The sequence below is a fragment of the Algoriphagus litoralis genome, from assembly GCF_003259255.1.
Lineage (GTDB): Bacteria > Bacteroidota > Bacteroidia > Cytophagales > Cyclobacteriaceae > Algoriphagus > Algoriphagus litoralis.
In genome coordinates this window covers 1-26,233 of the sequence record NZ_QGOL01000021.1, presented here as the reverse complement: position 1 = coordinate 26,233, position 26,233 = coordinate 1, and the positions used below count along the sequence as shown (strand labels likewise).

Here is a 26,233-nt window from a genome sequence, read left to right as displayed (position 1 = left end):
AACAAATTCCCAATAACTAATAACCATTAACCCCATAACCATGAACAACTTCCCAAAACTCCACAACGCCACCTGGCCGGGATTGGTGGGCAAAGGCCCGGATTCCGAACCAGTCATTCCTTTTGATACACTTCTGTCCATGACCGCTGCCGCGGAAGTAAACGGGGTGAAATTTGACGGAATTGATGTGGGTTTGCTCGAACCGCACTTTGACCTGAACAATCCTGACGAGGCGAAAAAACTTGCCGATAAAGTTTCCAAATACAACTTGAACGTGGGTTCCTTGGTTGCTCCGATCTGGGCAGGATCTGCCATGGGTACAGCTGATCAGCGCAAGACTTTTGTGGAAATGGTCCGTAAATCCTGTGAATTTGGCCAACAGCTGAAATCACTGGGAGTAAGACATTATGGAGTTGTCCGGATCGACTCTGCTGCAGGAGTTTCCGATTGGGCAAAAGACCCTGTTGCAAATACGAAGCAAATAGCTGAGACATTCCGTGAGGCTTGCGATGTGGCGGCTGGATTTGGTGAGAAATTAGCTGCTGAGGGAGAAATCTGCTGGGGTGCGATGCATAGCTGGAAGCACATGGTAGAGCTACTGGAAATGGTCGATCGTCCAAACATCGGTTTCCAGGCAGATATGTCCCATACTTTCCTTTATACCATGGGTTATAATGCTCCAGAAAATCGGATTTTACCAATAGATGCGGATCTGAAAGACCGAGAAACGATCAAAGCGGCTTTGAAAACGGTGACTGATGCTTTACGTCCTTGGACGATTGACTTTCACGTCGCACAAAATGACGGTTCTGTTTTCGGTTCAGGTTCTCACGATAAAACAGGCCGCCATTGCCAGGCCACTGATCCAAACGGACTTCTGGATATTGCGCACGATGCGGGATATTGGCTTCGGGATGGAAAAGGCGAGCTAACCAAAGCATTCCAACACATCTGCTGGGATGGTTGCATGTTCCCAAATGCAGTGATGGAAAATCAGCAAACCTGGAATGATATCCTAACTGCGATGGTGAAGGTGCGAGAAGCACATGGCTGGAATGGTTGATTCGATATTTGAGATTCAAAATTCGAGATTCACTTAACTCTAAGGCTTGACAATTTCAAATTTCAAACCTTTCAAATTTCAAATTCAATTATTATGTCAAAAAAACAAATACGAATCGGACTGATCGGCACAGGGCTGATGGGCCGAATACATACCAATGGTTACAAACGTTTAGCTGACTTTTTCCCGGAATACGAATACGTTCCCGTGCTTCAAGCTTGCTGCTCCAGGAAGGCAGAGCGTGCGCAAGCATTTGCTGATCAGTGGGGCTATGCGTCTATCGAGACGGACTGGCGAAAGATCATCGCGCGTGACGATATCGATGCTGTGGACATTTGTACCCCAAATGATTCCCATGCCGAAATCGCCATCGCAGCGGCTAAAGCAGGAAAGATGATCCTTTGCGAAAAGCCTTTGGCTCGAACTGTAGCTGAAGCTGAAGAAATGGTGAAAGCGGTGGAAGCAGCCGGAGTGAAAAATACCGTCTGGTACAATTACCGAAGGGTTCCGGCTGTAACCTTGGCCAAAAACATTGTCGCCTCAGGCAAGCTTGGGAAAATTTTCCATTATCGAGCCAACTTCTTGCAGGATTGGACCATCAATCCCGAATTGCCGCAAGGAGGTGACGGTCTCTGGAGACTGGATGTGGATGCCGCGGGGTCGGGAGTGACGGGAGACCTTTTGGCGCACTGCATCGATACGGCGATGTGGCTTAATGGTGGAATAAAAGATGTCTCGGCCATGACAGAAACGTTTGTAAAAGAGAGAGTTCATGTGGGTTCAGGGGAAAAGCAAAAAGTCGGAATTGACGATGCCTGTATTTTCCATTGTCACTTTGACAACGGTTCCTTGGGACTCTTCGAGGCCACACGCTATGCTCGTGGGCACAAGGCACTTTATACTTTTGAAATAAATGGGGAGCATGCTTCGATCCGCTGGGATCTACATGATTTGACCCGATTAGAATATTTCGATCACAGTGACGAAGGAATTGTGCGGGGATGGCGTTCCATTCACGTGACCGACGGGGACCATCCGTACATGAAGCGCTGGTGGATTCCGGGCACTTCCATCGGCTATGAGCATTCCTTTATCCATCAGGTTTCTGATTTCTTCCTAAGTTTGCAGACTGGGGAACCTTGTCATCCGACTTTCCGGGACGCATTTGAAACTCAGAAAGTCTGCGAAGCAGTCATCGAATCTGCCAACTCTCGATCTTGGAAAGATACCGGTGTAGAGTGGGTTGAAAAAGTCTGAATTAAAAAGTCAGAAGTCTAAAAACTCCAAGTCGAAAGGCTTGGAGTTTCCTATATGAGTTATATGAAGAAAATAGCTGTTTTTATTTTTGGTTTTAACTCTTGGGAGTTGTGGTAGGCTACAAAAGTGTGAGTTGGCTGTGAGCAAATTTGATTTGGGTAAGCCATATTCTGAAAAACTGGATTTTAACTTTTGTGGCTTCCATCCAAATTATTATAGGCTAGAGATTTCTGGAAATATGGAAGGTGAGATCCTGTTACAAGAATATTTTAAGTTTAAAGGAAATGGGAAAATTGATACTTTAATCGAAGGAGATTATTATGCCCAGGAATTTTTGTTTAACTATAGTCCTTTGGGTAAAGTAGAGGGCGATTTAGAAGTAAGAATTTCTCTCAGATAAATTGAAGTTCAAAAATTCCAACTCGAATATCTTCGAGTTTTTGCTCTTAACATTACTGGATTTTTTTCTCATTTACCTCCAAATCTCCCATAGCATGTTTGGTGTTGAATCCTTGAGATCTTTGGATTAACTTGTTTTGGAACAATTCACATCACACATGAAAAATCCTTGGTTTCTACTTCTTTTTGCAGCAATTGCTCTTTTCTCCTGTCAACCTTCCACCCAGACTGAAACAATTCAGGCTGATTCGACAGCAGTAGCATTGGAAGCTGGAGTTCAACTGATCCCGATCCAAACGCCTAAAGGTGAATTTAAAGTGTGGACCAAGCGGGTAGGTGACAATCCGACCATGAAAGTGCTTTTGCTACATGGGGGACCGGGCATGACGCATGAGCAATATGCGAACTTCACCGATTTCCTCCCTCAGGAAAACATCGAGTTTATCTGGTATGATCAGTTGGGCTCGGCGCACTCGGATCAGCCGGAGGATTCTACTTTGTGGACGATTGAGCGATTTGTAGATGAAGTGGAGCAGGTGAGAATTGCGTTGGGGCTGGACAAGAATAACTTTTACCTCTACGGGCAGTCTTGGGGAGGAATGCTCGGGATGGAATATGCTTTTAAGCACCAAGATAAACTCAAAGGCCTGATCATTTCCAACATGATGGCGAGCTTGGATGACTATGAGAAATACGCGAAGGAAGTTCTCGGTCCTCAGATGCCGCCGGCTGTGTTTGCCGAACTGATGGAAATCGAAAAGAACAATGACTTCGAAAATCCCCGCTACATGGAATTGCTCGGGGAGCATCACTATCCGCAGCACGTCCTTCGCATGCCCCCTAATGAATGGCCTGAAGAGATCAACCGCATGATGGGACAGGTTAATCCCAACGTCTATGTGTACATGCAGGGCTACAGCGAATTTGGGATTACTTCAGGAGCAAGTCTGGAAGGTTGGGATGTGAAGGATCAATTGAAAAATATCACCGTTCCAACTTTGGTCATCGGCGGGACACACGACACGATGGATCCCAAACACATGGAATGGATGGCTGGAGAAGTTCAAAACGGCAGATTCTTACTTTGTCCGAACGGTAGTCACCTGAGTCAATATGATGATCCGGAGCACTTTTTTCCCGGTTTGATACAGTTTATAAAAGACGTGGATACGGGGAATTTCCAATAGTACTTCTACTTTACCTTTGCGATTTTGAATTAGATTTTCCGATGTACTTGCCGAAGTAAAATACCACATTGAACAAAGGTTTATCCTTTTCTACAATCAAAATGAAGCTCACTCGGCTTCATATTTGATTTATATTTCCGGAATCACTTTGACTTTGGAGATTTAGTCGGAGTCGTTTCCTGATAAATCAAAGGTATAAACCCATAAAACAGACTAATCATGGCAAAGGATCACGGCCCAAGCATAAAGGATGATGCGAAATACGAAGCGCTAAGAGAAAAGGGCATGAGCGCGCAAAAAGCTGCAAGAATAGCCAATACCCCTGATTCTGGAAAAAAGGGCGGAAAAGCTGAAAAATACGAAGACCGATCTAAGCAGGACCTCTATGAAAAAGCAAAGCAAGTCGGAATCTCGGGTAGAAGCAAGATGACCAAGAAGGAATTGATAGAGGCATTAAGAAACAGCTAATTTTAACCAAATGAATTGACTACAATTCGAGGATTCGGATCCAGGGCAAGGCAATGTTTATCTCCTGTATTAAAGGGGGAATTAAAACCGGCAGTAGTGCAGAGCACTCAGTCAAAATCTTGGAATGTCCGAAAGTGGTTCGAAAAATACACAGTTTGTGGAATTTGAAACTCTCTTTGAAGCATCGGGAAAAGAAGTTTACCTACTTTTTGACAATTCAATTTTTTAAATCCTTGGCCTATTGTGGAACCATTCGAATAGTCCTTTGGTCAAAACCATGTCAATCGTTCTCTTAACTGCTAATCGCTGCGCAATTTAATTTTTAAGAGAAGCGATTAATTTTTGAACGCATTATTCTATAAATGACAAAGTGTTCTTGGATGAACTTTTGATTGATTACTATTCAACTGCCTCCATACTGATTAGCAAGAGGCAATCTTAAACTTAAAATCACTAAACCATCTTAACTATGGACTCAATTAACGAAAGGCAAGAAGAACAAAACAGAAAAAATTTGTCGGGGATGGAGGCTGTGGAGAAAATTCGCTCCCTTATCGACAAATCCGGTTCCTGCTTTTTTGTGACTCAGGCTCAGCTAAACGGCTCTCATAAATCTCGGCCAATGGCAGTACAAAAAACAGACGAGGCAGGAAATGTCTGGTTTCTCAGCGCGAAAGACAGCATGAAAAATATGGAATTGGAGCAGAATAAGAATGTCACATTATATTTTCAGGGTTCTTCTTACTCCGATTTTCTGGAACTCAACGGACATGCAGTACTGAGTTACGATAAAGAAAAGATCAAGGAACTTTGGGATCCAACCGTAAAGGCTTGGTTTACCGAAGGAATCGATGATCCGAGGATTTCAGTTATCCAGTTTATTCCTGATTCTGGTTATTACTGGGACAACAAGCACGGAAATGCGATAGCTGGGATCAAGGTCCTTTTTAGCGCTATTTCTGGAAAGACAATGGATGATTCGATTGAAGGTGATTTGATCCTCTAAGGTTAAAACTCTTTCATAGAGAAGTGTAGCGCTTGAAGTGTTACACTTTTTTTATGTCTCTAAATCAATTTTTTCTGTAGCGAAACTTGGCGATAGATCCTCTATTTTCTCAAATCAAATCCTCAAAAAAATTCCTTTTCGATAGAGGAAATAGCACAATCCCCAAAGTGCAGTCAAGGTGATCAAAGCTGTAATCAGCGCCAATCCATGTTCTCCTATTCCTGTCCAACCAAGAAAACCCGTACTGAAAATTCCAATGGTCCGAAATAGCCATCTTCCCAAAATCTCTGCAAATAGGTAAATGAAAATTGAGTTCATCCCAACGATCAAAAAGGGGAAAACCCATCCTTTTCGCTTTTTGATATCTACCAGCCAGTAAAATAAAGCTAAAGCAAGCACTGCAAATCCTCCGGACGCAAATACAAAAGCAGTGGTACTGATTCGCTTGATGATGGGTGTAATTTCAGCCAAATCAAGGCCAAATCCAATTACTAATCCTACCAATCCTGCAATCACAAATGTTCTGACTTTCTCGGAATCCGGTTTTTTGGAAAGAAGTAAATTTCCACAAATAGCACCCCAAATGGTGTGGGCAGCAGTTGGGATTGCATTGATTGCCACCCAGCCTCCATTATTGATTTTGCCCATTAGGAGTTGATCAATGTAATTCCCAAAATTGCTTCCGTGCTCAAAGGAAACCTCGGGATTGTAAACTCGGTAGAGTACCTCTGTCAGTACCAAAAGTCCCAAAGACACACCCAGCTGAACTTTCCAACCTTTGGTAAGTAGGAAGTAGGTAACCAAAATAGTGAAGGAAAGTTGGGTCAAGACATTCCATAATTCAAAAACCAATTCCCCCGAATAGATGCAATGCAGGCCTGTGCCGAAAAGGAAAAGAAACAAACAACGCTTGAGAATGTGAAGCGTGACTTTACCTTGATCCTCAGAAATAGCCAACCTTTTATTGAGGGAAAATGGCATCGCCACCCCCACAATAAACATGAAAAATGGCTGGATCAGGTCCCAAAAGCGTAATCCATTCCATTCATGATGAGTGAATTGTAAGAAAAACGAATGCAAAACATGGCCTTCTGGAAAAAGCTCCAATAAAGAATCATAGACCAAGGCAGCTTCTGCTACCAGCAAAAACATGGTCAAACCTCGATACACATCCAGGGAAACTAATCGCTGGGTTGGGTTAGGTGAAAGTGAAGCCATACTGCAGGATTTGGGTTAAGATCAAGTTAAAAAATCTACGTGATTTGCAGGTCGAAATTTGATGACTGGGCTTGTTTTTAGCCTAAATGGGGGAAAGCAAAATCCAGATGATTTGAGGGCTGTAAAAGGGGAGTTTACACAATCTGAAATACCGCAACATAGTGCGCAGCAGTTCCTGCCAATACAAATAGATGCCAAATGGCGTGATAGTATTGTTTTTGGCTCTTTACATAAAAAAAGACTCCTACGGTATAACTCAGCCCTCCCGCTCCGATCCAAAAAAGGGTTTCAAAAGCTAATTTTTCTATTAATTCGCTAAAGAAAAATACTGCGAGCCAGCCCATAGTGAGGTAAATGATCAAGGAAAGGGTTTTAAATTTTTTAGTAAAAAAGAGTTTGAAGAAAGTGCCAATCAAAACTGAACCCCAGATGATGGAAAGGAAAATTATCGCTTTTTCAGGTTTAAGAATTGCCAAGACCATTGGTGTGTAAGATCCGGCTATCAAGAAGTAAATGGAAACATGATCCAAGACTTGAAGCCTTGCCTTTTTGGATGCGGTTTTGGCGGCATGATAAAGCGTAGAAAAGCCGTAAACCAATAAAATTCCAAGGCTGAAAGCCAAAGCTCCAATGATGGCTTCGGTTTCGTTTTGGGATAAAGCTTTGCTCAAAAGAAAAGGGATTCCCACTAGCCCAAGGATTAAACCAATCCCATGAGACCAAGCATTGGCCCGTTCCTCCTCAGGGGTTTGAATCCTTTTCTCCAACTGGATCTTCCCAGTCCGGCTCATAGACTTTTGCCGATTGGTTTTTCATTTCGACTCCACTCACTCCAGGATCCCACGTACAGTTTGGGGATACCCAACCCCGCATAATCTAGGGCTAAAAGCGTATGACAGGCAGATACTCCCGAACCGCAATGGACAATGATGTTTTTATTAGAGAAGTCACCGAGTAGTTCTCCATACTTTTCTCTTAATTTTTCCGGAGAAAGAAAATTCCCTCTTCCGTCCATATTTTCTGTAAGCGGAATGTTTTCAGCACCGGGAATATGTCCGGCAATCAAATCGATAGGTTCATGATCGCCTCGATATCGTTCCTCCGATCGGACATCAACGATTAGCTTTTCTTTGTCCCAAGCCGCTTTTTCAACTTCTTCCATGGTGGCAATTCCTAATTTCCAACTTCTCGCAGGATAAGATGAGACCTCACGCACTTCTCCAGCAACAATGGTCATTGGGATCCCGGCTTTTTGTCCGGCTTGAATACCTCCCTCCAACACTTGGACCTTTTCATGTCCCAATGCACGAAGCATCCACCACATACGTGCAGCTGCATTGGCACCATTTTGATCATCATAGACGACCACATGGCTTTCAGGAGTAATTCCCAACTTTCCTAAAACTTTACAAAAATCCTGTACTTCCGGAAGCGGATGCCGACCGCCATTCGCAAGATTTTCCTTGATATCGGCTAGGCCCTTATTGGGATCGACGAACCGGGCATTTTCCAGGTGACCTTGCTCAAAAGTTCCTTTGGGATTAGGGCTGGTTCTTGCGTCTACCAAGATCAGTTCGGGTTGACTAAGTAGGGAAAGAAGATGCTGGGCTGAGATGATCGGTGGGGTCATAAGTTGAATATTTCGAAAAGAGGGGGAATTTAAAGAATATTGACCGAAAAAGGCATGAAAAAACCTGTCCCCTCTGGGAGACAGGTCTTTACTTATCGATTGAATAGTTTCTAAGCCAAACTTAAAACTGGCTTTTGAATTGTTCCATTTTTTGAGCAACCTGGGTATCCACAGGGAAAGACACTTTTACACCTTCCCAAGCCATGGTGATTGTCGCAGTCTGGTTATCTCCTGCGGAAATATGATACTGAAGTCGCTCTGTATTGCCGCCTCTTTCGGTGGTAGCTTTGAAAGAGACTGCATCGTCCGCAGCAACCGCGGCCTCGTCGATCTTGCCATCTTTCATGTAGCTAAATACAGATGCAGCTTTGCTGTTCAAGTGAACCGTCCAGTCGCCTGATTCGGTCGGTGTCATGAAGATGGAGTACTTTCCGGCACGGATGTTTTTTCCGCCGATGCTTACGCCTGTACTGAATTCAATCACGGTCTGCGCATTAGCGCCAGCTCTCCAAGTGACCCCGTATTTCTCGATTTCTCCGAAGATTTTTCTTCCTTTTACAGCTGGTGAAGAATAGTCAATGCTGATTTTAGTAAAGCCGACTACCTGCGAAACCGTCGCTGCTGGACTTAGGGATGGGGTTTGCAATTGCGCATTTGCAGAGAAGGAAGCAACGAAAACTAGGGCGATTGCCAGTAAAAAGAATTTTGTGTTTTTCATGGGGTTAATTTGAATTTGGATTTAAGTTTGAAAGCTAACAAAAAATCAGGACGGATGTTCATACAAAAAAACCTTCCGAGATGAATCTCCGGAAGGTTTGCTGTCAAGGGCTATCCTTAATCATTTTTTCAATTCACTTTTGATAAAGGCTACGCTTTGCGGGATTTGAGTCACAGATCTGGAGCTTTCATCCTCAATTACGAGATAGCTGGTTCCTTGCTTTTTTGCTTCTTGAATCAGTCCCGCAATATCAATATCTCCTGTTCCCAAAACGACATTTGTTTCCACGTCTCCCCGTCCATCAGGGGAGCCCGGAGTTCCTTTTTTTCGATCCTTGAGGTGAAGTTGCGGGAATTTGCCCGGATGAGCTTTCATGATGGCAAGTGGGTCTCCTCCGCCCATTTTCACCCAGAAAACATCCATATTAAACTTGAAGTTTTTGGCATTTGCAAGCATGTAATCCATTGGGGTACCCGAACCTGAATTCTGAAATTCGTAACCATGGGGATGGTAAGTAAGTGTGATCCCTTCTTTGGCTAGCATTTCCCCGGCAGTGTTGAATAGCTCCGTTGCAGCCTTGATTTCTTCTAGACTTATGGGACCTTCTGCGTGAGGGATCCAATAGCAGGTGGCGTATTTAGCACCGTATTTTTTTGCATCGGCGATGATACCTGCGGGATCTGTTTTCAGCCGATTATAGTCTGCACCGACACCTACTATTTTCAGTTTATTATCAGCGAGCAATTTTTGGTATTCTGCATCTGACATTCCATATCCACCACCACCTTCAAGCGCAGAAATGCCCCATTCGGAAATCATCTGATGGTATTTGACAGGATCTTCTTTCATCTCATTTCTGAGTGAGTAGAGTTGAAGCGCTATTTCCTGAGCACTCAGTCCAAGGGGACCAAGTAATAGGAGGGCTAGGAATAGGTGTTTGATTTGCATGACAGGTTGATTTTGAGTTGATCCAATTTAGGCATTTCCTTTTTTTTTCAATCTTTTTAAAGACCGAGGACCCAAATTTTTCAATTTTCCAACCTTTCGATTTTTCAATCTTTCCAGAATAGATTACCTTGATGATAGTCAATTCGCACATGAACTCCAGAAGAAAATTCATTCAAACCTCCTCCTTTTTAGGACTCGCTATGAGTATTAATCCATACATTCCGCTACTTGCGAAGCAAGAAACGATCCTAGGTCACGGTGATTTCAAGTATAAAATTGACTCCGCATGGGGTAACCTAGACCCTGCCAAGGTGCCTGTGGTCAATTGCCATGAGATGGTGATGGATCGAAAAGGTCGCATGATTATGCTGACCGATGAAGTGAAAAATAACGTAATCATCTACGATCAGTCTGGGAAATTGCTTTCTACCTGGACTTTGGGGCTGGATCGGGCTCATGGACTTTCCCTGGTAGATGAAGGGGACGCGGAATACCTCTGGGTGGTAGATAACGGGGGAAAAGTAGTGAAAACCACGCTTGATGGTAGAATTATTGCCGAAATTAAATCTCCCCTAGCTTCAGGAATTTATACTGAAAAAATGTCTTGGGTTCCTACAGAGACGGCTGTTGCTCCAAATGGAGATTTGTATATCGCTGATGGCTATGGATCCCAGTATTTTCTTCAGTTCGACAAAGACGGGAATTTCATTCGGAAATTTGGAGGCAGAGGCAATCAGGACGCTGAGTTTAGTACTGCACATGGGATCGCGATCGATCAGCGTGGCGGGAAGGCGCCTACTTTACTTTGTACCTCACGAGGTCATAATTCCTTCAAGCGGTTCAGTATGGACGGGAACTATATGGAGACCATTTTCCTCCCGGGAGCATTTGTATGCCGTCCGGTCATTCATGGTGAAAATCTCTATGCCGGGGTTTGCTGGTCAAGATTGAGGTATTTGGAGCAAACCGATAATTCCGGATTTGTCACCATCTTGGACAAAGAAAACAAAGTAGTATCCAATCCCGGTGGAACTGCACCAGAATACCGAAATGGAGAACTTCAGCTAATGGTACAGAAAGAAGCCGTATTCAAACATTGTCATGATGTGTGCATCGATCAGGATGAAAATATCTATGTATGCCAGTGGAATGCGGGGAAAAGCTATCCGATTAAACTTACCAGAGTATAGACTTCAGTATTCATTATCCAGAATTCGATGTTCAATATTTCAATATTGAAATTCGAATTTTGAATTTCGAACACCGAACTTTAAATAACCCAAAACTAATTATCCCAGACGCTTTGAAATCAGTAACAGTAGGTTGGTTTGAGATCCCGGTGCAAGATATGGACCGAGCGATCGATTTTTATCAAAAAGTATTTGACTGCTCTTTGAAAAAGCAGGATTTGGGTGATTTTCAGATGGCCTGGTTTCCTTGGGATGAAAGTAAGGGAGGAGCGGGAGGCAGCTTAGTCTTTCACAAGGATTTTTACCAGACTTCCGGCTTTGCAGGTTCGCTGATTTATTTTTCGTCTGAAAATTGCGAGATGGAGTTGAATCGTGTGAATGAAGCTGGAGGAGAGGTACAGATCCCCAAGCGGCTTATTGCTCCAGACATTGGGTATATGGGGGTTTTTATTGATTCGGAGGGAAACAGGATCGCCATTCACTCCCAGTTTTAAATGCAAAAAATGATAGATTAGATGCAATTTTATTTAATTGCTAAGCTATTTATCGTTTGTATTATCTAATTATAGCTATTTTTAGTTCTCGAAAATAGCGCCAAATGAATTTCAAATTTTTTGGTTCGATAGAACAACCCGGTAATCTACAACAGTTACAACATCGCATTTCAGAAGCTTTTGCGCTTTTGACGGGGTTTCTGATGATTTTTTTGGGAGTGAGTGATTTTTTTGTGGGGCTAAGTTTTTTCATAGTCGTTGCAAAATTGTCCTTTTCCATTCCTTTTTTGGTTGGGTATTGGGTGATGAAGCGATATAAGTCCTTTGATCCTGTCATTCATTGGATGTTGGCTTTTGGATTCTTTGCGATTAGCGTCAATTTTTTCAACAACGAAGGATACAAAGGACCGACTACCTATACGATTTTTATTTTTATCGTTGCGATCACCATGCTTACCCGGGGGAAAATGATGTATTTCTGGCTGGTAATCGCGTATTTGATTTTTAGCCTTTTATTTTATGGGGAGGTAAAAGGCTGGTATACTATAGAACAGCAGTACATTAATTCTGAAAATTTGTTTTGGGATCACTGGGTTACACTATTATGGACAGGCTTGTTCGTCTTTTTTAGTATTTACATTTTTGTCAACCAAAACCGGATCCAAAATGAGGCGCTCAATCAAATCCAGCAGGAAAAAGATATTGCCTTAGCTGAGTTGGAATCTTTGAATGTTAAAAAAAATCAGCTTTTGGCTGTCCTTTCCCATGATTTAAAAAGTCCCATTGGCACCTTGAGCCAAACATTGGAGTTGGCTGAGAAGGATTCTTTTGAAAAGAACGAATTGGAATTAATCTTCTCTGACCTCAAATCCCAAAGCTTTCATTTAAATAAAGTACTCAACAATACCTTGGAATGGGTGCTCGCTGAATTGGAAGACCGTCAGCCTGAAGTCACTGCGGTCAAACCAAGCGACCTACTTCTCGAAATGAAGAAGATCATGCAAGTGCAGGCATCCCGAAAGCTCCAAGAAATAATTACGATCGAGCATGGGCCGGACAGTCCGGTGGAATTGGAGCTGAACGAAATCAGAATTATCCTCAAAAATCTTCTGGACAATGCGATCAAATTTTCTCCAATAGGATCAAAGATTGATCTCATTTCGACTCGGACTGGAAATGACCTCCGCTGGGAAGTGAAAAATGAATGGCAAGAGACTGAAGAGTTGATCAGTCATGATCTTTTTGAATTCAAGGTGAAAACCACCTTTGGAACCGAGCGGGAAAAGGGTACAGGCTTGGGGCTGCCACTTTGCAAAAAAATAGCGGATAAATTAGAAATGAAAATGGGTTTTGAGACAATCAATGGTCACATTGTATTTTTTCTCACCCGCAAAATCAGCTAGATCAACACCACCCTGAGACTTTTGGCCCCATGTGCACCAATGACTAAGGATTGCTCAATATCGGCGGTTTTGGAGGGGCCGGCGATGAAAAGACCAAAGCCAGAACTGGCATTCCCGATCAAGTCATAGCCTTGGTGCATGGTCTCTACCAATTTGTTCCGATCCAGCACTATCGCCAGATGTTCGGTGATAAAGGGCAAAGCTCGAAGTCCTAGATTGGAATCCTCCATCCAAATCGCTCCATTTTCCGCCACACCCAACTGTCCCTCCAAAATCGCCAAACCAAGATCCTCCAACTCATGTGGATCTTCTGGAAGTTCATGAGTTGAATGAGTTTTGAAATGATTGGAAAGAGAAATCACCTTAGAAAAATGCATGGTAGGAAGCCATTTTTCAAATTCTTCTTTGGAGAGTACTTCCCCTTTATTTCCCATAATAGCTGTTGCAAATAGCTCTTCCAAATCGCCAGCAAGTCGGAAAGCTGGAATTTCGGGCAATTTTTTACTTTCGCTTGGGACGCCGGCAATTGCTGATAAAATTCTTTCCCGGCTGCTCATGATCTGTTCTTTTGATACCATTGCTGAAAAGTCTCTTTTGGGGTTTCAGGCAGGTTTCTGCTTTTTCCCCATGTATTCAAAGGATGATAAATCAGGCTATCGGGTAAGGTTTTAAGTGCCGAGCGCATCAAGCTGCCGGAAATTTTATACGCTAGGGGGCTTTTGAAAATGCCGCTAGCCAATTTCATAGAAAGCCCTTTGCCAAATTCGCCATGGGTTTTGGTGATTTCCTGCCGCCATTCATAGAGTTGCTCATGAATGTTGATTTTCACGGGACAGACATCCGAGCAGCTTCCACATAGCGTGGAGGCAAATGGAAGTGTGCTGTGTTTTTTCATATCCAACCCTGGAGATAAAATTGACCCAATCGGGCCGGGAACAGTACTTCCATAGCTGAATCCACCGCTTCTCCGGTAAATCGGACAGGTGTTCATGCAAGCTCCGCATCGGATGCATTTCAGCGAATTTTTGAATTTTTCTCGAGCTAGCTGAGCCGTGCGGCCGTTATCGACTAGAATAATATGGATTTCTTTGCCTCGGGCTGGGCTTCTAAAATGCGAATTGTAATTTGTAATAGGCTGACCAGTGGCCGAGCGAGCTAGAAGACGAAGGAATACCCCGAGATCTTTTCTCCTCGGAAGGATCTTTTCTATGCCCATACAGGCGATGTGTACATCAGCCAAGTGAACGCCCATATCTGCATTTCCTTCGTTCGTGCAAACGACAAACTCTCCGGTCTCAGCTATTCCAAAGTTGACTCCGGTAATAGCTACTTTTGCTCCTAGGAATTTCTCCCTAAGGTGAATTCTGGCTGCTTGAGTCAGATAGGTTGGGTCATGATTACCCTTTTCGGTTTGGAGCTTTTCATGGAAAAGATCAGAAATTTCACCTTTTTTCAAATGGATCGCCGGAAGAACAATATGGCTCGGTGGCTGATTCAGAAACTGGACGATCCGCTCTCCGAGATCAGTGTCTACGACCTCTATCCCATGTTTTTCGAGATAGGGGTTTAGGTGACATTCTTCAGTGAGGATAGATTTACTTTTGACGATGGCTTTACAATTTTTCTCTTGGAGAATGCGCAATACGTGTTGATTATGCTCTTCAGCATCCGTTGCCCAATGAATATGAATCCCGTTTTTAAGTGCATTTCGCTCGAAATCCTCCAAGTAGGAACCCAAATTGGCCAAGACATGGTCTTTGATCTGAGAGGCCAATTCCCGGAGTGTCTCCCATTCAGGGATGGTTTTGCTGATCCGATCCCGCTTGTCCCTGACAAACCAAAGCGTTTCATCATGCCATTTTGCTTTGGCTTGGTCTTTCAAAAACTCAGTAGCATTTGCAGGATGGCTCATGAGATTGCTTGGTTTAAGATTTCTGCAACATGCATAAACTTCATTTTTTGCCCATTGCGAGTAGCAATTCCCTCCAGATGCATGATGCAGGACATGTCGCCACCGGTGATGATCTCAGTCTGATGCGCTTGGTGATCCTCCAGCCGATCTTTTCCCATACGGATCGAAAGCGCTTCCTCAGTGACTGCAAAAGTTCCCCCAAATCCACAGCATTCGTCTGTCCTTCCCAACTCCACCCAATCCAAACCTTCCAGGTTTTCCAAAAGTTTGCGTGCCTTATTGAAGGGTGTTTGATTGAGTTCGGAACTGGAAGCGAGCCGTAAGCCCCGCTGCCCGTGGCAGGAAGCATGGTACCCTACCCGATGGGGAAATTTACCTACAAGTTGGTCGACTTGAAGAATGTCGGTGATGAATTCGGTCAATTCGAATATTTTGCCGTGTAGCGCGGCTTGTTCTTTTTCTAAGCCCGGGACTGTTGGCGAATGTTCTTTCACATGAAGTACGCAACTCCCTGATGGAGCAACTACATAATCATATCCGCTAAAAAGTTGGATGAAATGTCTGGTGGCTCCCATAGTATCCCGCTCGTATCCTGCATTTGCCAAAGGTTGCCCACAGCAGGTTTGGCCAGAGGGATAGCACACCTTGCAGCCCAGTTTTTCCAATAATTCCAAGGTGGCAACGCCAACATTTGGGTAGAACTGATCTACATAGCAGGGGATAAAAAGAGCAACTGTAAGGGAAGGGGATTTCATAATCGTCAAGTTAAACTCATGCGTCCATATTCACCAGCATTGCAGCTCCCAATGCTGACCCATTTGGAAAATCACTGGGAATAACTTCAATACCTGGAAGTTTTTTGCGGAGCATCTCCAAGAAAATCACATTGGCATTGAATCCCCCGTCCACAAACAGGCGGGAAACGGGAGCGCCACGAAGCACAAGTTGGATCGAGGCCACCTGAATATCGGTGAGCTCATGGAGAAAGGTGTAATAGGCCTCAGTGAACTCCGAAAAGCTACTCCAGTCGGTGGAATCGGCCTTTGCCAACCCGTAATCCTGAGGTTTCAGGTAGTGAAATGCGATTCGTTTTTTGGATTTTTCAGCCACTTTTTGATAAAGAGAGGCATCGAATTTCAATTTTTTATAGGTCCCGAGTGGCAGCTGCCAATGTGCATACATTTCTTCTACCTGAATTTTATGCTCTTCGCCGATGAATAAGCGGGAGATCTTGATCGGCTGACCTGAGATACTCAGAAATTGAAGGCAATCTTGGTAAAGCTCTGATTCGGTGAGCGAAGTCTTGTTAAACGGGTTAATTGTAATCGCCCAAGTGCCGGTTGAAAGCAGTGCAAAAGGTTCTTTTTCTTGCTTCAAGTACGGCAAAAGTGCTCCTGAGGAGTCATGGATGCCAATTCCGCAGGGAATGTTTCCAAGCTCCGGTTTGGTTTTCAGCAGGAAGTTCCCCGGAAGGATTTGTGGAAGAAGTGCTTCGATGCCTTCTCTTTTCACCCAGTCGTGATAATCCATCTTGGCAAAATCCCAAAGGCCGGTATGACAACCGATGCTGGTGTAGTCAGAGACCATTTCGCCAGTGAAAATCAGACTAAGGTATTGAGGAAGATGCAGGCAATGCTTTACATTTTTAAAAAAATCGGGCTTGGCATATTTCAGAAAATAAAGTTGTAGCCCTGAATTCAGCATGGCCAATGGAGGGGAAGAGGTCTGTTGGCAAAAGACTGCTTTTCCTCCATTTTCGGAATAGAACCGATCCAGCAATTCTTCAGGATAGGGCTTAAGATAATCGTAGAGTGGGGTGACCGGTTCTCCAGCATCATCCGTCTGAACAAACGAAGCTCCGTGTCCGGAGAAGTTTAATTTTTTGATTTCAAAAGTCGGTGAATTCAATGCCTCTGTGAAGGTCTTTAGCATCCATTCCCGAAGTGGAAGAATGGGTTCGCTGGGAAAGCCATCTTCGTCGGGAATAGCTTCCAGGCGAGTGTAGGTATTGAAGACTTCTTTTAGATTTTCATCGAAAAGGAAGAATTTTTTATTTGTTTTTCCAATGTCAAAGACGGCAGTGACGGGAGTTTTGGACATTTATTCAGATACGATTTACGAAGTACGAAATTCGAGGCCCTGAGCCGTGTTTAGGCTTTTTGCTATCGGAAATCTTGCAACTTTTCCCCTCGGGAACTTTACCACTTTCCAGCCCAAACTTTCAATTATTCAATCCATCAAAGTGATTTTCGAAGGGTCATCCGAAATTGGTTTTTGATCGGGATCCGGTCTTCTTTGCCCAAAATCTGCTCTGCAATGATTTTACCCATCTGTTGAAAATCTGTCGAGATGGTGGTGATACCATCTGCCAGGATTTCTTTGAGAGGGGTATCGTTGTACGAAATGACTCCAATATCCCTGCCCAGTTTGAGCATTTGTTCCCGTGACTTTTTCACGATGTTTACCAAATCTGACTCAGCCAACACGATGTGACAATCGCCTGCATCCAGGGGCTCGTCATCGTCTACCCCATCCACGATTAGATTTTTGAAATCATGGAAAAAGCAAAACCGCTTAAATCCGTCCATGATTTCTACTGGATACATATCTCCCTTCGGAAAAACCAAAATCAGACGCTCGTATTTTTTCAAGTGAGAAATCCCTGATTCCAGTACTTCAAAGATGTCTTTGGAAAAGTCCTGGTAAACTCCCGGAAACTCATTTTCATGATCTTTGACAGCTCTGTCAATGATCAACAATTTGTCCTTTGGAATTCTTTTGATCAGATCGTAGGCGGTTTCGGGCCGACTGGACTGATCAAAGAAGTGGGGTGCCAGGACATAATAGTTGTATTGACCGATGTTTGTCTCGAGTAGATCTTCAAGCAAGTTTCGATTGTAATGATGGATCTGCAGGTCAACTGTTGCGTTTGCACCTAGGGTCTCAATGATGGAATAGTAGATTATTTTTTTGTAAGAGCTAAGCTTGTTGAAAAGCAAAAGCACTTTCACTTTATGCCCCATGTTGGTAGAGGAAATGTAAAAACCCTTACCTCGAACCGAAGTGATGATTCCTCTGTCTCTGAGTTCGTTGTAGGCTTTTTCCACAGTATCTCTGGAGAGCAGAAAGTCAAAACTGGTTTCGTTGATAGAGGGAATTCTGTCCCCGATTTTTAGTTTTCCTTTTTCGATGTCCTCTAGGATCAAATTGACTACCTGGAGGTATTTCGGCGTGCGCGAATCCACGGCGATTTTTTCGGATTTGTCAAGAAGCATGGGCTATTGGGTTATTGGGTTGGGTTTATTGGGTAATTGAAAATCGAATCTATCGAGGGAATGCGGCTGCCAATCCGCCGTCCACATTGAGCATGTTTCCAGTGGTTTTACTTAGCAAGCCTCCCACAAAAGCAAAAGCTGCATCAGCAATGTCACTTACTTTTACACTTTCCTTGAGCAAAGTCCTATTAGCATAGTACTGAGGCAGATCCTTTACATCGATGCCGTAAGCTTTGGCGCGATTTTCAGCCCATCCACCTTCCCAGATGTTTGAATTCTCAATGACTGCATCTGGATTGACGACATTGACGCGGATTTTGTCTTCGGCGAGTTCTGCTGCCATCAGTCTGGACATGTGAAGTTGAGCTGCTTTGGCTGTGCCATAAGCGACATTTTTCGGTCCTGCGACTAGGGCGTTCTTACTTACAATATTGATGATATCACCGCCCAGTCCTTGTTGTTTCATCAGAGTTACTCCAGCTTTTGAGACTGAATATTGTCCCATGACCAGAATATCATTGAGTCTTGCCCAGTCCTGATCGGTGTGGTCCTCGAAGGCTTTGGAGATTGAGATTCCTGCATTATTGACGACGATGTCGATTCCTCCAAATTTCAAACATATCGCTTGGATTGCCTCCGCCAGACTGGCCGAATTGGTTACGTCAAGTTCGGCACCGAGTACCACATCTTTTCCATACTTTTTCTGGAATTCGGATACTGCTTCGTTTAATCGCTCTGGATCAATGTCGGTCAATACTACACAGGCGCCTTCTTGGACATATTTCTCAGCGATTCCTTTGCCGATTCCTCCGGCACTACCAGTGACGAGTGCAATTTTCCGTGACAGTGGTTTTTCTTTTGGCATTCTGGAGAGTTTGGCCTCTTCCAGTAGCCAATATTCAATATCAAACGCTTCCTGAAGTGGCAAGGAAACATATTCGGAAACCGCTTCTGCTCCCCGCATCACATTGATCGCATTGATGTAGAATTCACTGGCTACACGGCTGGTTTGCTTGTCTTTTGCGTAGCTGAAAAGCCCGACTCCAGGCCATAGAATCACCACAGGATTAGGATCACGCATCGCAGGACTATTTGGATGCTTATGCTTTTGATAGTAATCCGCATACATTTCACGGTATGCTTGGAATGCAGCTCCGATTTTTTCCTTTAGCCCATTTGAATCACTCAAATCTGCATCTGCTGCCAAATCTAGAACTAGCGGGCTGATCTTGGTTCTCAAGAAGTGATCCGGGCAACTAGTTCCCATAGGTGCTAGTTTGGTCAAATCGTGACTATTGACAAACTGAAGGACCACCTCAGCATCGCTAAAGGTTCCGACCATGCGCTTTTCGGAGGATGCAAGTCCCCTTAAGATTGGCGCCAACTTTGCCGCTTGGGATTTTCGCTCATCGGGACTCAGTGACTTTACTTTTTCACCACCGAAGACAGGTCTTTTCTTTCCATAATTCGCCTCCAAATAAGCGGATGCCATCTCTATGACTTCTAGACTGTTCATATAGCATTCGTAGGCAGTATCACCCCAAGTAAACAGTCCATGTCCGCCTAGCATGATGCCTCGGATTCCGGGATTACTGTCAAGAGCCTCCTTCAATTGGAGTCCTAGATCAAATCCAGGTCGCTGCCAAGGAACCCATGCAATAGCACCTTTCCAAAGTTCTTGGGTAATCTTTTCACCATCCTTAGAGGCTGCTATTGCAATCGCAGCGTCTGGGTGTAAATGGTCAATATGTTTGAAAGGTAAAAATCCGTGAAGCGGTGTATCAATTGATGGGGCTTTGGAGTCCAAATCGTAGATGCAATGATTGAATAGGCCGACCATTTCGTCTTCAAATTCAATCCCTCTGTAGATTCCTTTCAGCGATCGTAATTTGTCCACGTACAGTCCAGCCAAGCCTGACCGTGTCATGGTGCCAATATCACCGCCTGAACCTTTGATCCACATCACTTCGACCGGCTCTTTGGTCAGCGGATCAAGTTCCATCGTCTTGCAGGAAGTGTTGCCACCTCCATAGTTGGTGATTCTCAGGTCAGACCCAAGTATGTTTGAGCGATAAATTAAAAGATCTACCTCATTTCCATTCAGTGTAGCGGCTTTTGCCTCGTCCCAAAGGTAGCTTACATGCTTAAAACTCATAATCGGTGTATTCATTGTAACAGGTCTACTGGTGATAGGATGAATTTCTCAGAAAACGACTCAATAGGTGTCCTGTAGTGTCTTGAGTAGAGATAGGATTGATGCGGTTTTCATGATTTTATAAAGGAAGTTTTTACTTTCCTCAGTTATATTCTATAAAAATTACCTTTTAATTAACTTTTTACAAATTGATCTTTCAATACCTGTAGCAAAAGTTTTGGACAGGGCAGGATAGGTCAGGTTAGTCATTTTGTTTTATTGAATCAAAATAATTTTCGATGAGCAACCGATTTTTCAAAAAGATAGTTGGTGGAACCAATGAATATGAACGGACGCCAGTACCAGCCGAAAGTCTGAAGAGCGGGAAAAGCTTTCTTGGCATGTATGCCGGTGAACATACTGCAGGAACTGAGTTTGTCATCGGGCCACTTTTTGTAGCTCATGGAGTCACCGCCAGTGATCTGATTTTGGGACTAATAATTGGGAATTTGCTTGCTGTCCTCAGTTGGGGATTGATTACAGGGCCGATTGCCACTTCAAAGCGACTCACGCTTTATTATCAGCTGGAGCGGATTGCCGGGAAATATGTCGTCCGCTGGTACAATCTGGTCAATGCTCTGATGTTTTGCTTTTTGGCGGGATCGATGATTGCAGTGTCAGCCACTGCGGTGGGGATTCCATTTGATTTGGAAATGCCCACGTTGACAGACTGGCTTCCTCGTACTCCGGGATGGATAGTTACTGTTTTAGTAATGGGGGCAGTGATCACTTTGGTGGCCATTCAAGGCTACAATCAGGTTTCCAAGTTTGCTAATATCATGTCACCTTGGATGATTTTGATATTTTTCGCCGCAGCGATTGTAGGTTTGGCACAGTTAGGAGTTGGGTCTTTGGAAAGCTTGGTCACCATAGCACAGGAAGTGATTTGGAACGGGGTCCCAATGGCAGGCATGTCCAAGTTTACCATCTGGCATATCATCTTTTTTGCTTGGTTTTGCAACATGGCTATGCATATCGGAATGTCAGACTTGACCATTCTCAGGTATGCAAAATCCTGGAAATATGGTTTCTATACATTTGTTGGAGTGTATTTGGGACATTTTGTTGCTTGGATCGCCTCTGGGATTTTGTATGCTGTTTTTCTACAGGCAAATACCGGTTCGCAGGAATTTGCGCCTGGACAAATTGCCTATCAAACACTGGGGATTGCTGGAGCTGTCTGTGTGGTGATTGCGGGCTGGACTACTGCCAATCCGACGATTTATCGCGCAGGATTGGCTTTGCAGGGGATTTTTCTAAAAGTTCCCACTTGGAAAATCACGGCAATTGTAGGTGGAATTACGAGTTTGGCGGCTTGTTTTCCAGCCTTGGTGATGAAATTGCTCGACTTTGTGGCTCTTTATGGACTGTTATTGATGCCCATGGGAGCGGTGATTTTTGCGGATTTCTATTTTTCAAAAAAGATGGGTTTCCAATCCGAAGGTGCTCTAAGTTCTAATTCAAATTTTAGCATTCCGGCTTTCTTGAGTTGGGTTTTGACTTTGGCCTTTTGTCTTGGCTTGAATTTCATTTATGGAGTAGAAATCTTCTTTCTTGGACTTCCTGGTTGGTTTGTGGCTGTCGCCATATTTGTAGCGTTATCGAGAATCAACTATCCACTTGTTAAATCGCCTGCTCTATGAAAATTCTTTTGAAACTTAATTCAGTAATCGGATTAGTGCTGTCAATTGTGCCTCCTGTGCTTTTCTTTTTTGGTAAAATGGAAATGAGTCCCATGAAGCTTTGGATGGGAATAGGGATGTTGGCTTGGATGGTGACTGCGCCGTTTTGGATTAATAAGAAGGGAAATAATGAACAATCATCAATGGACAATTTTCAATGACCAATGAAATGGATATCCTTGAAAAATGTCCCGATATCGGGATTAATTTGATTATTGCTCATTTAACCAATAACCAATAACCCATGCTTACCGACTTCCACCAAAAATCTTTAGTTCTCCTTTCCGAACAATTGAATTCGAAAGGATTGGATATCCACTCTTTGATCTCCAAAATCGCGGCTTTCCAGATAGCAGTTCCCTCTTGGGCATTGGGTGCTGGCGGGACGCGATTTGGGCGATTTTCGATCGGTGGCGAACCTAGAAACTTGGAAGAAAAGCTGGAAGACATCGGGCTTTTGGCCAAGTTGACCAAACGAACTGATGCGGTTTCATTGCATATTCCTTGGGATATTCCGCAGGATGTGAATGCGATCCAACAAAAAGCCGCGAGTTTGGGAATCAGGTTTGACGCCATGAATTCGAATACGTTTCAGGATTATGGCCAAGCTTTGACCTATAAAATGGGTTCGCTGAGCAATGCCGATGCAGCTGTCCGATCACAAGCAGTAGAGCATAACCTTCAGGTAATTGAAATTGGAAAAAGCCTGGGAAGCAAAGGTCTGACGGTATGGTTGGCGGATGGAAGTAATTTCCCTGGACAGGCGCATTTCCGAAATGCGTTGAAGTGGACAATAGAATCTTTGCAGGAAATCTATGCGGAGATGCCCGATGATTGGAAGCTATTGCTGGAATATAAGCCTTATGAGCCTAATTTTTACCATACCGTGATTCCGGATTGGGGGACTTCGGCTTTGATTTGCAGACAACTAGGAGACCGGGCAAAAGTACTGGTTGACTTGGGTCATCATTTGCCCAATACCAATATTGAGCAAATCGTGGCTACGCTCATGCACCAGAATCTGCTTGCAGGATTCCATTTTAATGACAGCAAATACGGAGACGATGACCTCAGTACGGGGAGTATCAAACCGTACCAACTGTTTTTGGTTTTTTGCGAATTAATCGGTGGAGCGGCTGAAGGCGCACAAGCTTGGGAGTCAATTTCTTGGATGATCGATGCCAGTCACAATACCAAAGATCCTTTGGAAGATTTGATTCAGGCTTTGGAGGCTATTTCTCAGGCGTATGCAAAAGCACTTTTGGTAGACCGGGAAAAGTTGGCTCAGTGCCAAAATGTAGGAGATGTCGTCGGTGCGCAGGAAGTCCTGCAGGATGCATTTTTGACAGATGTTAGGTCCTTGGTCCGAGAGGCCCGAATCCAAAGTGGTGGAGAAGCCGATCCTTTGGCTTTTTACAGAAGTGAAAAAATCAGGGAAAAACTGATCGCTCAGCGTGGGGTAAACGCACAGGCGAGTGGCTTGTAACACTAATTGCTTCCCCTCACCATTACAAATTTCAAGGAATTTAAAACGTTGGGACTTTTGGCATGAATGAAAAATTGTGCTTCGGACTTTTCAGGAGAATGAATTAACTTCCTTTTACCTAACCCGAAAGACCATGCGGAATGCTATTTTCTTGGCTGTATTGTCACTTGCAGCCTGTTCAAATCCTAAGAATCCAGTGCAAAGTGAGATATCCAACTTTCAGACTACCGGTTCTGTCGAACGGCTTGATTCCGCAATAAATGCGCTGATTCCGGCCAATGCCAAGATCGAAGTCTTAGCTTCGGGCTTCGAATGGGCCGAAGGTCCACTTTGGCTGGAGGAGCAGCGGGCCTTGATTTTTACCGACGTACCCACCAATAAAATCTGGAAATGGACGGAGCAAGACAGTCTGAGTTTGTATCTGGAACCATCAGGATACCTAGGAGACCGAACAGACAAGAACGAACCCGGAGCGAATGGTTTGGCTTTGGATGCAGTTGGAAATCTGATTTTGTGTCAACATGGGGAGCGGCAAATCGGTAAAATGCTAGCGAGCCTTGAATCGCCAAAATCTGAGTTTCTTGCCTTGGCCTCCGAATACGAAGGCAAGCGCTTCAACAGTCCAAATGACTTGGTCTTTAATTCTAAGGGACAACTCTTTTTCACGGATCCGCCGTACGGAATGGATCCTTGGGATGAAAAGCAGTTGGATTTTCAGGGCGTGTATCGATTGGATTCTGATGGAAAAGTGAATCTGTTAATCGATTCACTCAGTCGTCCAAATGGGGTTGCGTTGAGTCCTGATCAAAGAACACTGTACATTGCCCAATCCGATCCAGAAAAGGCGAGATACTATGCGTTTGATTTGGATGAAATTGGGAACGTAGTTTCTGGTAAAGTGCTTTTTGATGCGACTTCACTTCAGGGTGAAAGCCGAAAAGGACTTCCTGACGGACTGAAAGTTCATTCCAGCGGCACGCTCTTCGCAACGGGACCTGGAGGGGTTTTGGTGATTAGTGCGGAAGGAAAACATCTCGGGACGATTCTGACGGAAAACGGAACAGCAAACTGTGCCTTTGATTCCGAGGAAAAGTATTTGTATATGACAGCGGATGCTTTTCTTTTGAGGATTTCGTTGAAATAGAAATAGCAAAGGAGATTTATCTGATTGATTTATATTTTCTAAAAATAGATTCCGAAAAATGTTGATAACCCAGTATAAAAAGGTGGATATCTTGTGTTTTTAATCGGTTTTATTTGGTAAAAATTGTGGAGAAAAAACAGTAAAAAAAATTGGAATCAGTTATTTATTCAGCCAACTTTAAATCATCAAGTAAGAGAAAAAAAGGCCGAAAGTAAGATTTCGGACCGCTGTTTGAAAGGTTGAGATCGGGCGCAAAGGGGAGTTTTTCTTAGGAAAAATTTCTGAGACGGGAAACTGCAGAAGTGCCAAAAACGATGAGCTGAGTTTGAGTTTCTCTTCGGAGTAATTCAAATTTCCGTGCATGAAGGAAAGGACAAGCAATTGACCTTTTGAGAGAGGCAACTCCAGAAATGCAGCAAACGGATTAATCAGTGCTAAAATCCTTCGGGATGATGGCGCATATCATCGGGCACAAAGGAACGGCTGCTTAATTGCAGAAGTTTGAGACGGACCACCGCAGAAGTGCATTTAAGATCGGCCCAAGATTCTGTCTTCGGACAAAGTCAGGATACTGGGTGTGAAGGAGCTTTTCGCAAGGAAAGTTTGAGACGGGCAACCGCAGAAATGCAACAAGGTATCTGAAAACTGGGACATGCTCTTCGGAGCTACTTCGGACAATCGGTTTTGACTCGGGCAACTGGGAATAGCCACAATAACTGTAGCTTGAAGTGAATTGAAGACTATGGTTTTCAACTCATTAAACGGGAAGATTTTCGCAAGAATTTCTTCCCGTTTCTGTTTTTAGGCAAGCTGATTTTTATCGGGGATCACATTCTCTTCCCCACTGAAACCATTCCTCCGGCGCCTTTGCTACAAATTTCCCTTGGGTAAATTCTATGCGATCAGGGGCATTGGGTTCACTTGAACTTTTAGATGAAAGAAAAAACTCCAGTTCAAATACTCCGTGGATTTCTTTTTAATTAGAATCATAATGCGTTAACTGGAAATAGCTTTCCCTTAATTCAGAATCCAACTTATAATACGTACTCCCTGCATCATAACCTATAGAAGTGGCGTAGTATGGTCGTCCATATTGTCCCACAGTATTTGCGGAATTTGGATCATTTTGAGATGTATTTTTGAGTAATTCTTGAGCTGACTGGATTTCAGTGGTGGGAAGAATAAAACCCAAATCTAACATTCGTTGAAAGTAACCACTCTCGTCATAAGCAGTAAAGCCGAATCCAAGCGGAATAATTGAATTATCAGGTGAACAGGTAATTTGTTTTTGCAAATAAAACCTTATTGGAGACTTCCATTCTTCTCCGTTGAAAAGCACGGTCATTTCTCCATTAAAGTTCCCCTTATCGGGTTCACCATCTTCTTGATTACAGGAAAGAAAGGCACCAGCTATAATCAGTATAATAATTAACTTTTGCATAGTTAGTTTTTAATAAATCGCAGGTGAATAATTTCATTTAAGGAGTTTTGATAGCTAAATAAATATACTCCTGATTTTAATTTATCTATAGAAAGGGTTATTTGTCGTTCATTTTGTG

Annotated in this window: 25 protein-coding genes; 13 read left to right on the top strand and 12 right to left on the bottom strand. The window is 43.6% G+C overall.

What is annotated here, in order from left to right:
• The first annotated feature begins 40 nt into the window (after positions 1-40).
• The 6 genes from DK188_RS19730 to DK188_RS19705 all read left to right on the top strand — a co-directional run bounded on the left by DK188_RS19730 (position 41) and on the right by DK188_RS19705 (position 5,380).
• Positions 41-1,063 (top strand): sugar phosphate isomerase/epimerase family protein, encoded by a 1,023-nt coding sequence (locus DK188_RS19730; RefSeq protein ID WP_394335857.1) that lies wholly within the window; start codon positions 41-43, stop codon positions 1,061-1,063.
• Between the two features lie 93 nt (positions 1,064-1,156).
• Positions 1,157-2,320 carry a Gfo/Idh/MocA family protein gene (locus DK188_RS19725; RefSeq protein WP_394335856.1) on the top strand — a complete coding sequence of 388 codons (1,164 nt, stop codon included), beginning with the start codon at positions 1,157-1,159 and terminating at the stop codon, positions 2,318-2,320.
• Positions 2,321-2,459: 139 nt separating this feature from the next.
• On the top strand, positions 2,460-2,720 hold the full coding sequence (locus DK188_RS19720) for a hypothetical protein (protein WP_157963291.1): 261 nt from the start codon (positions 2,460-2,462) through the stop codon (positions 2,718-2,720).
• 157 nt (positions 2,721-2,877) lie between these two features.
• Positions 2,878-3,906, top strand: a complete 1,029-nt coding sequence (locus DK188_RS19715) for a proline iminopeptidase-family hydrolase (RefSeq protein ID WP_111672571.1) — start codon at positions 2,878-2,880, stop codon at positions 3,904-3,906.
• Between the two features lie 219 nt (positions 3,907-4,125).
• Positions 4,126-4,374 (top strand): DUF7218 family protein, encoded by a 249-nt coding sequence (locus tag DK188_RS19710; RefSeq protein ID WP_111672570.1) that lies wholly within the window; start codon positions 4,126-4,128, stop codon positions 4,372-4,374.
• A gap of 469 nt (positions 4,375-4,843) precedes the next feature.
• Positions 4,844-5,380 carry a pyridoxamine 5'-phosphate oxidase family protein gene (locus tag DK188_RS19705; protein ID WP_111672569.1) on the top strand — a complete coding sequence of 179 codons (537 nt, stop codon included), beginning with the start codon at positions 4,844-4,846 and terminating at the stop codon, positions 5,378-5,380.
• A 114-nt stretch (positions 5,381-5,494) separates the two neighbouring features.
• Here DK188_RS19705 and DK188_RS19700 read toward each other — a convergent pair whose 3' ends face one another.
• The 5 genes from DK188_RS19700 to DK188_RS19680 all read right to left on the bottom strand — a co-directional run bounded on the left by DK188_RS19700 (position 5,495) and on the right by DK188_RS19680 (position 9,894).
• A complete protein-coding gene (locus tag DK188_RS19700; protein WP_111672568.1) occupies positions 5,495-6,598 on the bottom strand; it encodes an acyltransferase family protein in 1,104 nt (367 codons plus the stop codon).
• A 134-nt stretch (positions 6,599-6,732) separates the two neighbouring features.
• Positions 6,733-7,389, bottom strand: coding sequence for a PAQR family membrane homeostasis protein TrhA (trhA, locus tag DK188_RS19695; RefSeq protein ID WP_111672567.1), 657 nt, complete (start codon positions 7,387-7,389; stop codon positions 6,733-6,735).
• On the bottom strand, positions 7,386-8,228 hold the full coding sequence (locus DK188_RS19690; protein ID WP_111672619.1) for a sulfurtransferase: 843 nt from the start codon (positions 8,226-8,228) through the stop codon (positions 7,386-7,388). Before DK188_RS19690 ends, trhA begins: the two co-directional genes overlap by 4 nt.
• A 121-nt stretch (positions 8,229-8,349) precedes the next feature.
• On the bottom strand, positions 8,350-8,946 hold the full coding sequence (locus tag DK188_RS19685; protein WP_111672566.1) for a DUF2911 domain-containing protein: 597 nt from the start codon (positions 8,944-8,946) through the stop codon (positions 8,350-8,352).
• A 120-nt stretch (positions 8,947-9,066) separates the two neighbouring features.
• Positions 9,067-9,894, bottom strand: coding sequence for a sugar phosphate isomerase/epimerase family protein (locus DK188_RS19680; protein ID WP_111672565.1), 828 nt, complete (start codon positions 9,892-9,894; stop codon positions 9,067-9,069).
• Between the two features lie 149 nt (positions 9,895-10,043).
• On the opposite strand from DK188_RS19680, the gene DK188_RS19675 reads away from it, so the two are divergent.
• The 3 genes from DK188_RS19675 (at position 10,044) to DK188_RS19665 (ending at position 12,981) form a co-directional block, all read left to right on the top strand.
• Entirely contained in the window at positions 10,044-11,084 is a 1,041-nt protein-coding gene (locus DK188_RS19675) for a 6-bladed beta-propeller (RefSeq protein WP_111672618.1), read from the top strand.
• 113 nt (positions 11,085-11,197) lie between these two features.
• The gene (locus DK188_RS19670; protein WP_111672617.1) at positions 11,198-11,578 is read left to right on the top strand and encodes a VOC family protein; all 381 of its coding nucleotides are present in this window, start codon (positions 11,198-11,200) and stop codon (positions 11,576-11,578) included.
• Between the two features lie 104 nt (positions 11,579-11,682).
• Positions 11,683-12,981 (top strand): sensor histidine kinase, encoded by a 1,299-nt coding sequence (locus DK188_RS19665; protein ID WP_111672564.1) that lies wholly within the window; start codon positions 11,683-11,685, stop codon positions 12,979-12,981.
• Here DK188_RS19665 and DK188_RS19660 read toward each other — a convergent pair.
• The 6 genes from DK188_RS19660 to DK188_RS19635 form a co-directional block, all read right to left on the bottom strand.
• Positions 12,978-13,538, bottom strand: coding sequence for a LutC/YkgG family protein (locus tag DK188_RS19660; RefSeq protein WP_111672616.1), 561 nt, complete (start codon positions 13,536-13,538; stop codon positions 12,978-12,980). The genes DK188_RS19665 and DK188_RS19660 overlap by 4 nt on opposite strands.
• Entirely contained in the window at positions 13,535-14,893 is a 1,359-nt protein-coding gene (locus DK188_RS19655; protein WP_111672563.1) for a lactate utilization protein B, read from the bottom strand. The genes DK188_RS19660 and DK188_RS19655 overlap by 4 nt, the downstream gene beginning before the upstream one ends.
• Positions 14,890-15,648, bottom strand: a complete 759-nt coding sequence (locus DK188_RS19650) for a (Fe-S)-binding protein (protein WP_111672562.1) — start codon at positions 15,646-15,648, stop codon at positions 14,890-14,892. The genes DK188_RS19655 and DK188_RS19650 overlap by 4 nt, the downstream gene beginning before the upstream one ends.
• A 16-nt stretch (positions 15,649-15,664) precedes the next feature.
• Positions 15,665-16,993 (bottom strand): FGGY-family carbohydrate kinase, encoded by a 1,329-nt coding sequence (locus tag DK188_RS19645; RefSeq protein WP_111672561.1) that lies wholly within the window; start codon positions 16,991-16,993, stop codon positions 15,665-15,667.
• A 137-nt stretch (positions 16,994-17,130) separates the two neighbouring features.
• Positions 17,131-18,168 carry a GntR family transcriptional regulator gene (locus DK188_RS19640; RefSeq protein WP_111672560.1) on the bottom strand — a complete coding sequence of 346 codons (1,038 nt, stop codon included), beginning with the start codon at positions 18,166-18,168 and terminating at the stop codon, positions 17,131-17,133.
• A 49-nt stretch (positions 18,169-18,217) separates the two neighbouring features.
• A complete protein-coding gene (locus tag DK188_RS19635) occupies positions 18,218-20,338 on the bottom strand; it encodes a bifunctional aldolase/short-chain dehydrogenase (protein ID WP_111672559.1) in 2,121 nt (706 codons plus the stop codon).
• Between the two features lie 263 nt (positions 20,339-20,601).
• Between DK188_RS19635 and DK188_RS19630 the strand changes: the two genes are divergently transcribed.
• The 4 genes from DK188_RS19630 (at position 20,602) to DK188_RS19615 (ending at position 24,674) form a co-directional block, all read left to right on the top strand.
• Positions 20,602-22,005 carry a purine-cytosine permease family protein gene (locus DK188_RS19630; RefSeq protein ID WP_111672558.1) on the top strand — a complete coding sequence of 468 codons (1,404 nt, stop codon included), beginning with the start codon at positions 20,602-20,604 and terminating at the stop codon, positions 22,003-22,005.
• Positions 22,002-22,205: a hypothetical protein gene (locus tag DK188_RS19625; RefSeq protein ID WP_111672557.1), complete on the top strand. Its 204-nt coding sequence runs from the start codon at positions 22,002-22,004 to the stop codon at positions 22,203-22,205. The genes DK188_RS19630 and DK188_RS19625 overlap by 4 nt, the downstream gene beginning before the upstream one ends.
• Positions 22,206-22,288: 83 nt before the next feature.
• Positions 22,289-23,530 carry a TIM barrel protein gene (locus tag DK188_RS19620; RefSeq protein ID WP_111672556.1) on the top strand — a complete coding sequence of 414 codons (1,242 nt, stop codon included), beginning with the start codon at positions 22,289-22,291 and terminating at the stop codon, positions 23,528-23,530.
• Between the two features lie 76 nt (positions 23,531-23,606).
• Positions 23,607-24,674 (top strand): SMP-30/gluconolactonase/LRE family protein, encoded by a 1,068-nt coding sequence (locus DK188_RS19615; RefSeq protein WP_198673054.1) that lies wholly within the window; start codon positions 23,607-23,609, stop codon positions 24,672-24,674.
• 976 nt (positions 24,675-25,650) lie between these two features.
• On the opposite strand, the gene DK188_RS19605 is transcribed toward DK188_RS19615, so the two are convergent.
• A complete protein-coding gene (locus DK188_RS19605; protein WP_111672554.1) occupies positions 25,651-26,115 on the bottom strand; it encodes a hypothetical protein in 465 nt (154 codons plus the stop codon).
• Positions 26,116-26,233: the final 118 nt, after the last annotated feature.

Coding starts and splice junctions, on each gene's coding strand:
- DK188_RS19730 (WP_394335857.1), top strand. CDS start 41: ATGAACAACTTCCCAAAACTCCACAACGCCACCTGGCCGGGATTGGTG.
- DK188_RS19725 (WP_394335856.1), top strand. CDS start 1,157: ATGTCAAAAAAACAAATACGAATCGGACTGATCGGCACAGGGCTGATG.
- DK188_RS19715 (WP_111672571.1), top strand. CDS start 2,878: ATGAAAAATCCTTGGTTTCTACTTCTTTTTGCAGCAATTGCTCTTTTC.
- DK188_RS19710 (WP_111672570.1), top strand. CDS start 4,126: ATGGCAAAGGATCACGGCCCAAGCATAAAGGATGATGCGAAATACGAA.
- DK188_RS19705 (WP_111672569.1), top strand. CDS start 4,844: ATGGACTCAATTAACGAAAGGCAAGAAGAACAAAACAGAAAAAATTTG.
- DK188_RS19700 (WP_111672568.1), bottom strand. CDS start 6,598: ATGGCTTCACTTTCACCTAACCCAACCCAGCGATTAGTTTCCCTGGAT.
- trhA (WP_111672567.1), bottom strand. CDS start 7,389: ATGAGCCGGACTGGGAAGATCCAGTTGGAGAAAAGGATTCAAACCCCT.
- DK188_RS19690 (WP_111672619.1), bottom strand. CDS start 8,228: ATGACCCCACCGATCATCTCAGCCCAGCATCTTCTTTCCCTACTTAGT.
- DK188_RS19685 (WP_111672566.1), bottom strand. CDS start 8,946: ATGAAAAACACAAAATTCTTTTTACTGGCAATCGCCCTAGTTTTCGTT.
- DK188_RS19680 (WP_111672565.1), bottom strand. CDS start 9,894: ATGCAAATCAAACACCTATTCCTAGCCCTCCTATTACTTGGTCCCCTT.
- DK188_RS19675 (WP_111672618.1), top strand. CDS start 10,044: ATGAACTCCAGAAGAAAATTCATTCAAACCTCCTCCTTTTTAGGACTC.
- DK188_RS19665 (WP_111672564.1), top strand. CDS start 11,683: ATGAATTTCAAATTTTTTGGTTCGATAGAACAACCCGGTAATCTACAA.
- DK188_RS19660 (WP_111672616.1), bottom strand. CDS start 13,538: ATGAGCAGCCGGGAAAGAATTTTATCAGCAATTGCCGGCGTCCCAAGC.
- DK188_RS19655 (WP_111672563.1), bottom strand. CDS start 14,893: ATGAGCCATCCTGCAAATGCTACTGAGTTTTTGAAAGACCAAGCCAAA.
- DK188_RS19650 (WP_111672562.1), bottom strand. CDS start 15,648: ATGAAATCCCCTTCCCTTACAGTTGCTCTTTTTATCCCCTGCTATGTA.
- DK188_RS19645 (WP_111672561.1), bottom strand. CDS start 16,993: ATGTCCAAAACTCCCGTCACTGCCGTCTTTGACATTGGAAAAACAAAT.
- DK188_RS19640 (WP_111672560.1), bottom strand. CDS start 18,168: ATGCTTCTTGACAAATCCGAAAAAATCGCCGTGGATTCGCGCACGCCG.
- DK188_RS19635 (WP_111672559.1), bottom strand. CDS start 20,338: ATGAATACACCGATTATGAGTTTTAAGCATGTAAGCTACCTTTGGGAC.
- DK188_RS19630 (WP_111672558.1), top strand. CDS start 20,602: ATGAGCAACCGATTTTTCAAAAAGATAGTTGGTGGAACCAATGAATAT.
- DK188_RS19625 (WP_111672557.1), top strand. CDS start 22,002: ATGAAAATTCTTTTGAAACTTAATTCAGTAATCGGATTAGTGCTGTCA.
- DK188_RS19620 (WP_111672556.1), top strand. CDS start 22,289: ATGCTTACCGACTTCCACCAAAAATCTTTAGTTCTCCTTTCCGAACAA.
- DK188_RS19605 (WP_111672554.1), bottom strand. CDS start 26,115: ATGCAAAAGTTAATTATTATACTGATTATAGCTGGTGCCTTTCTTTCC.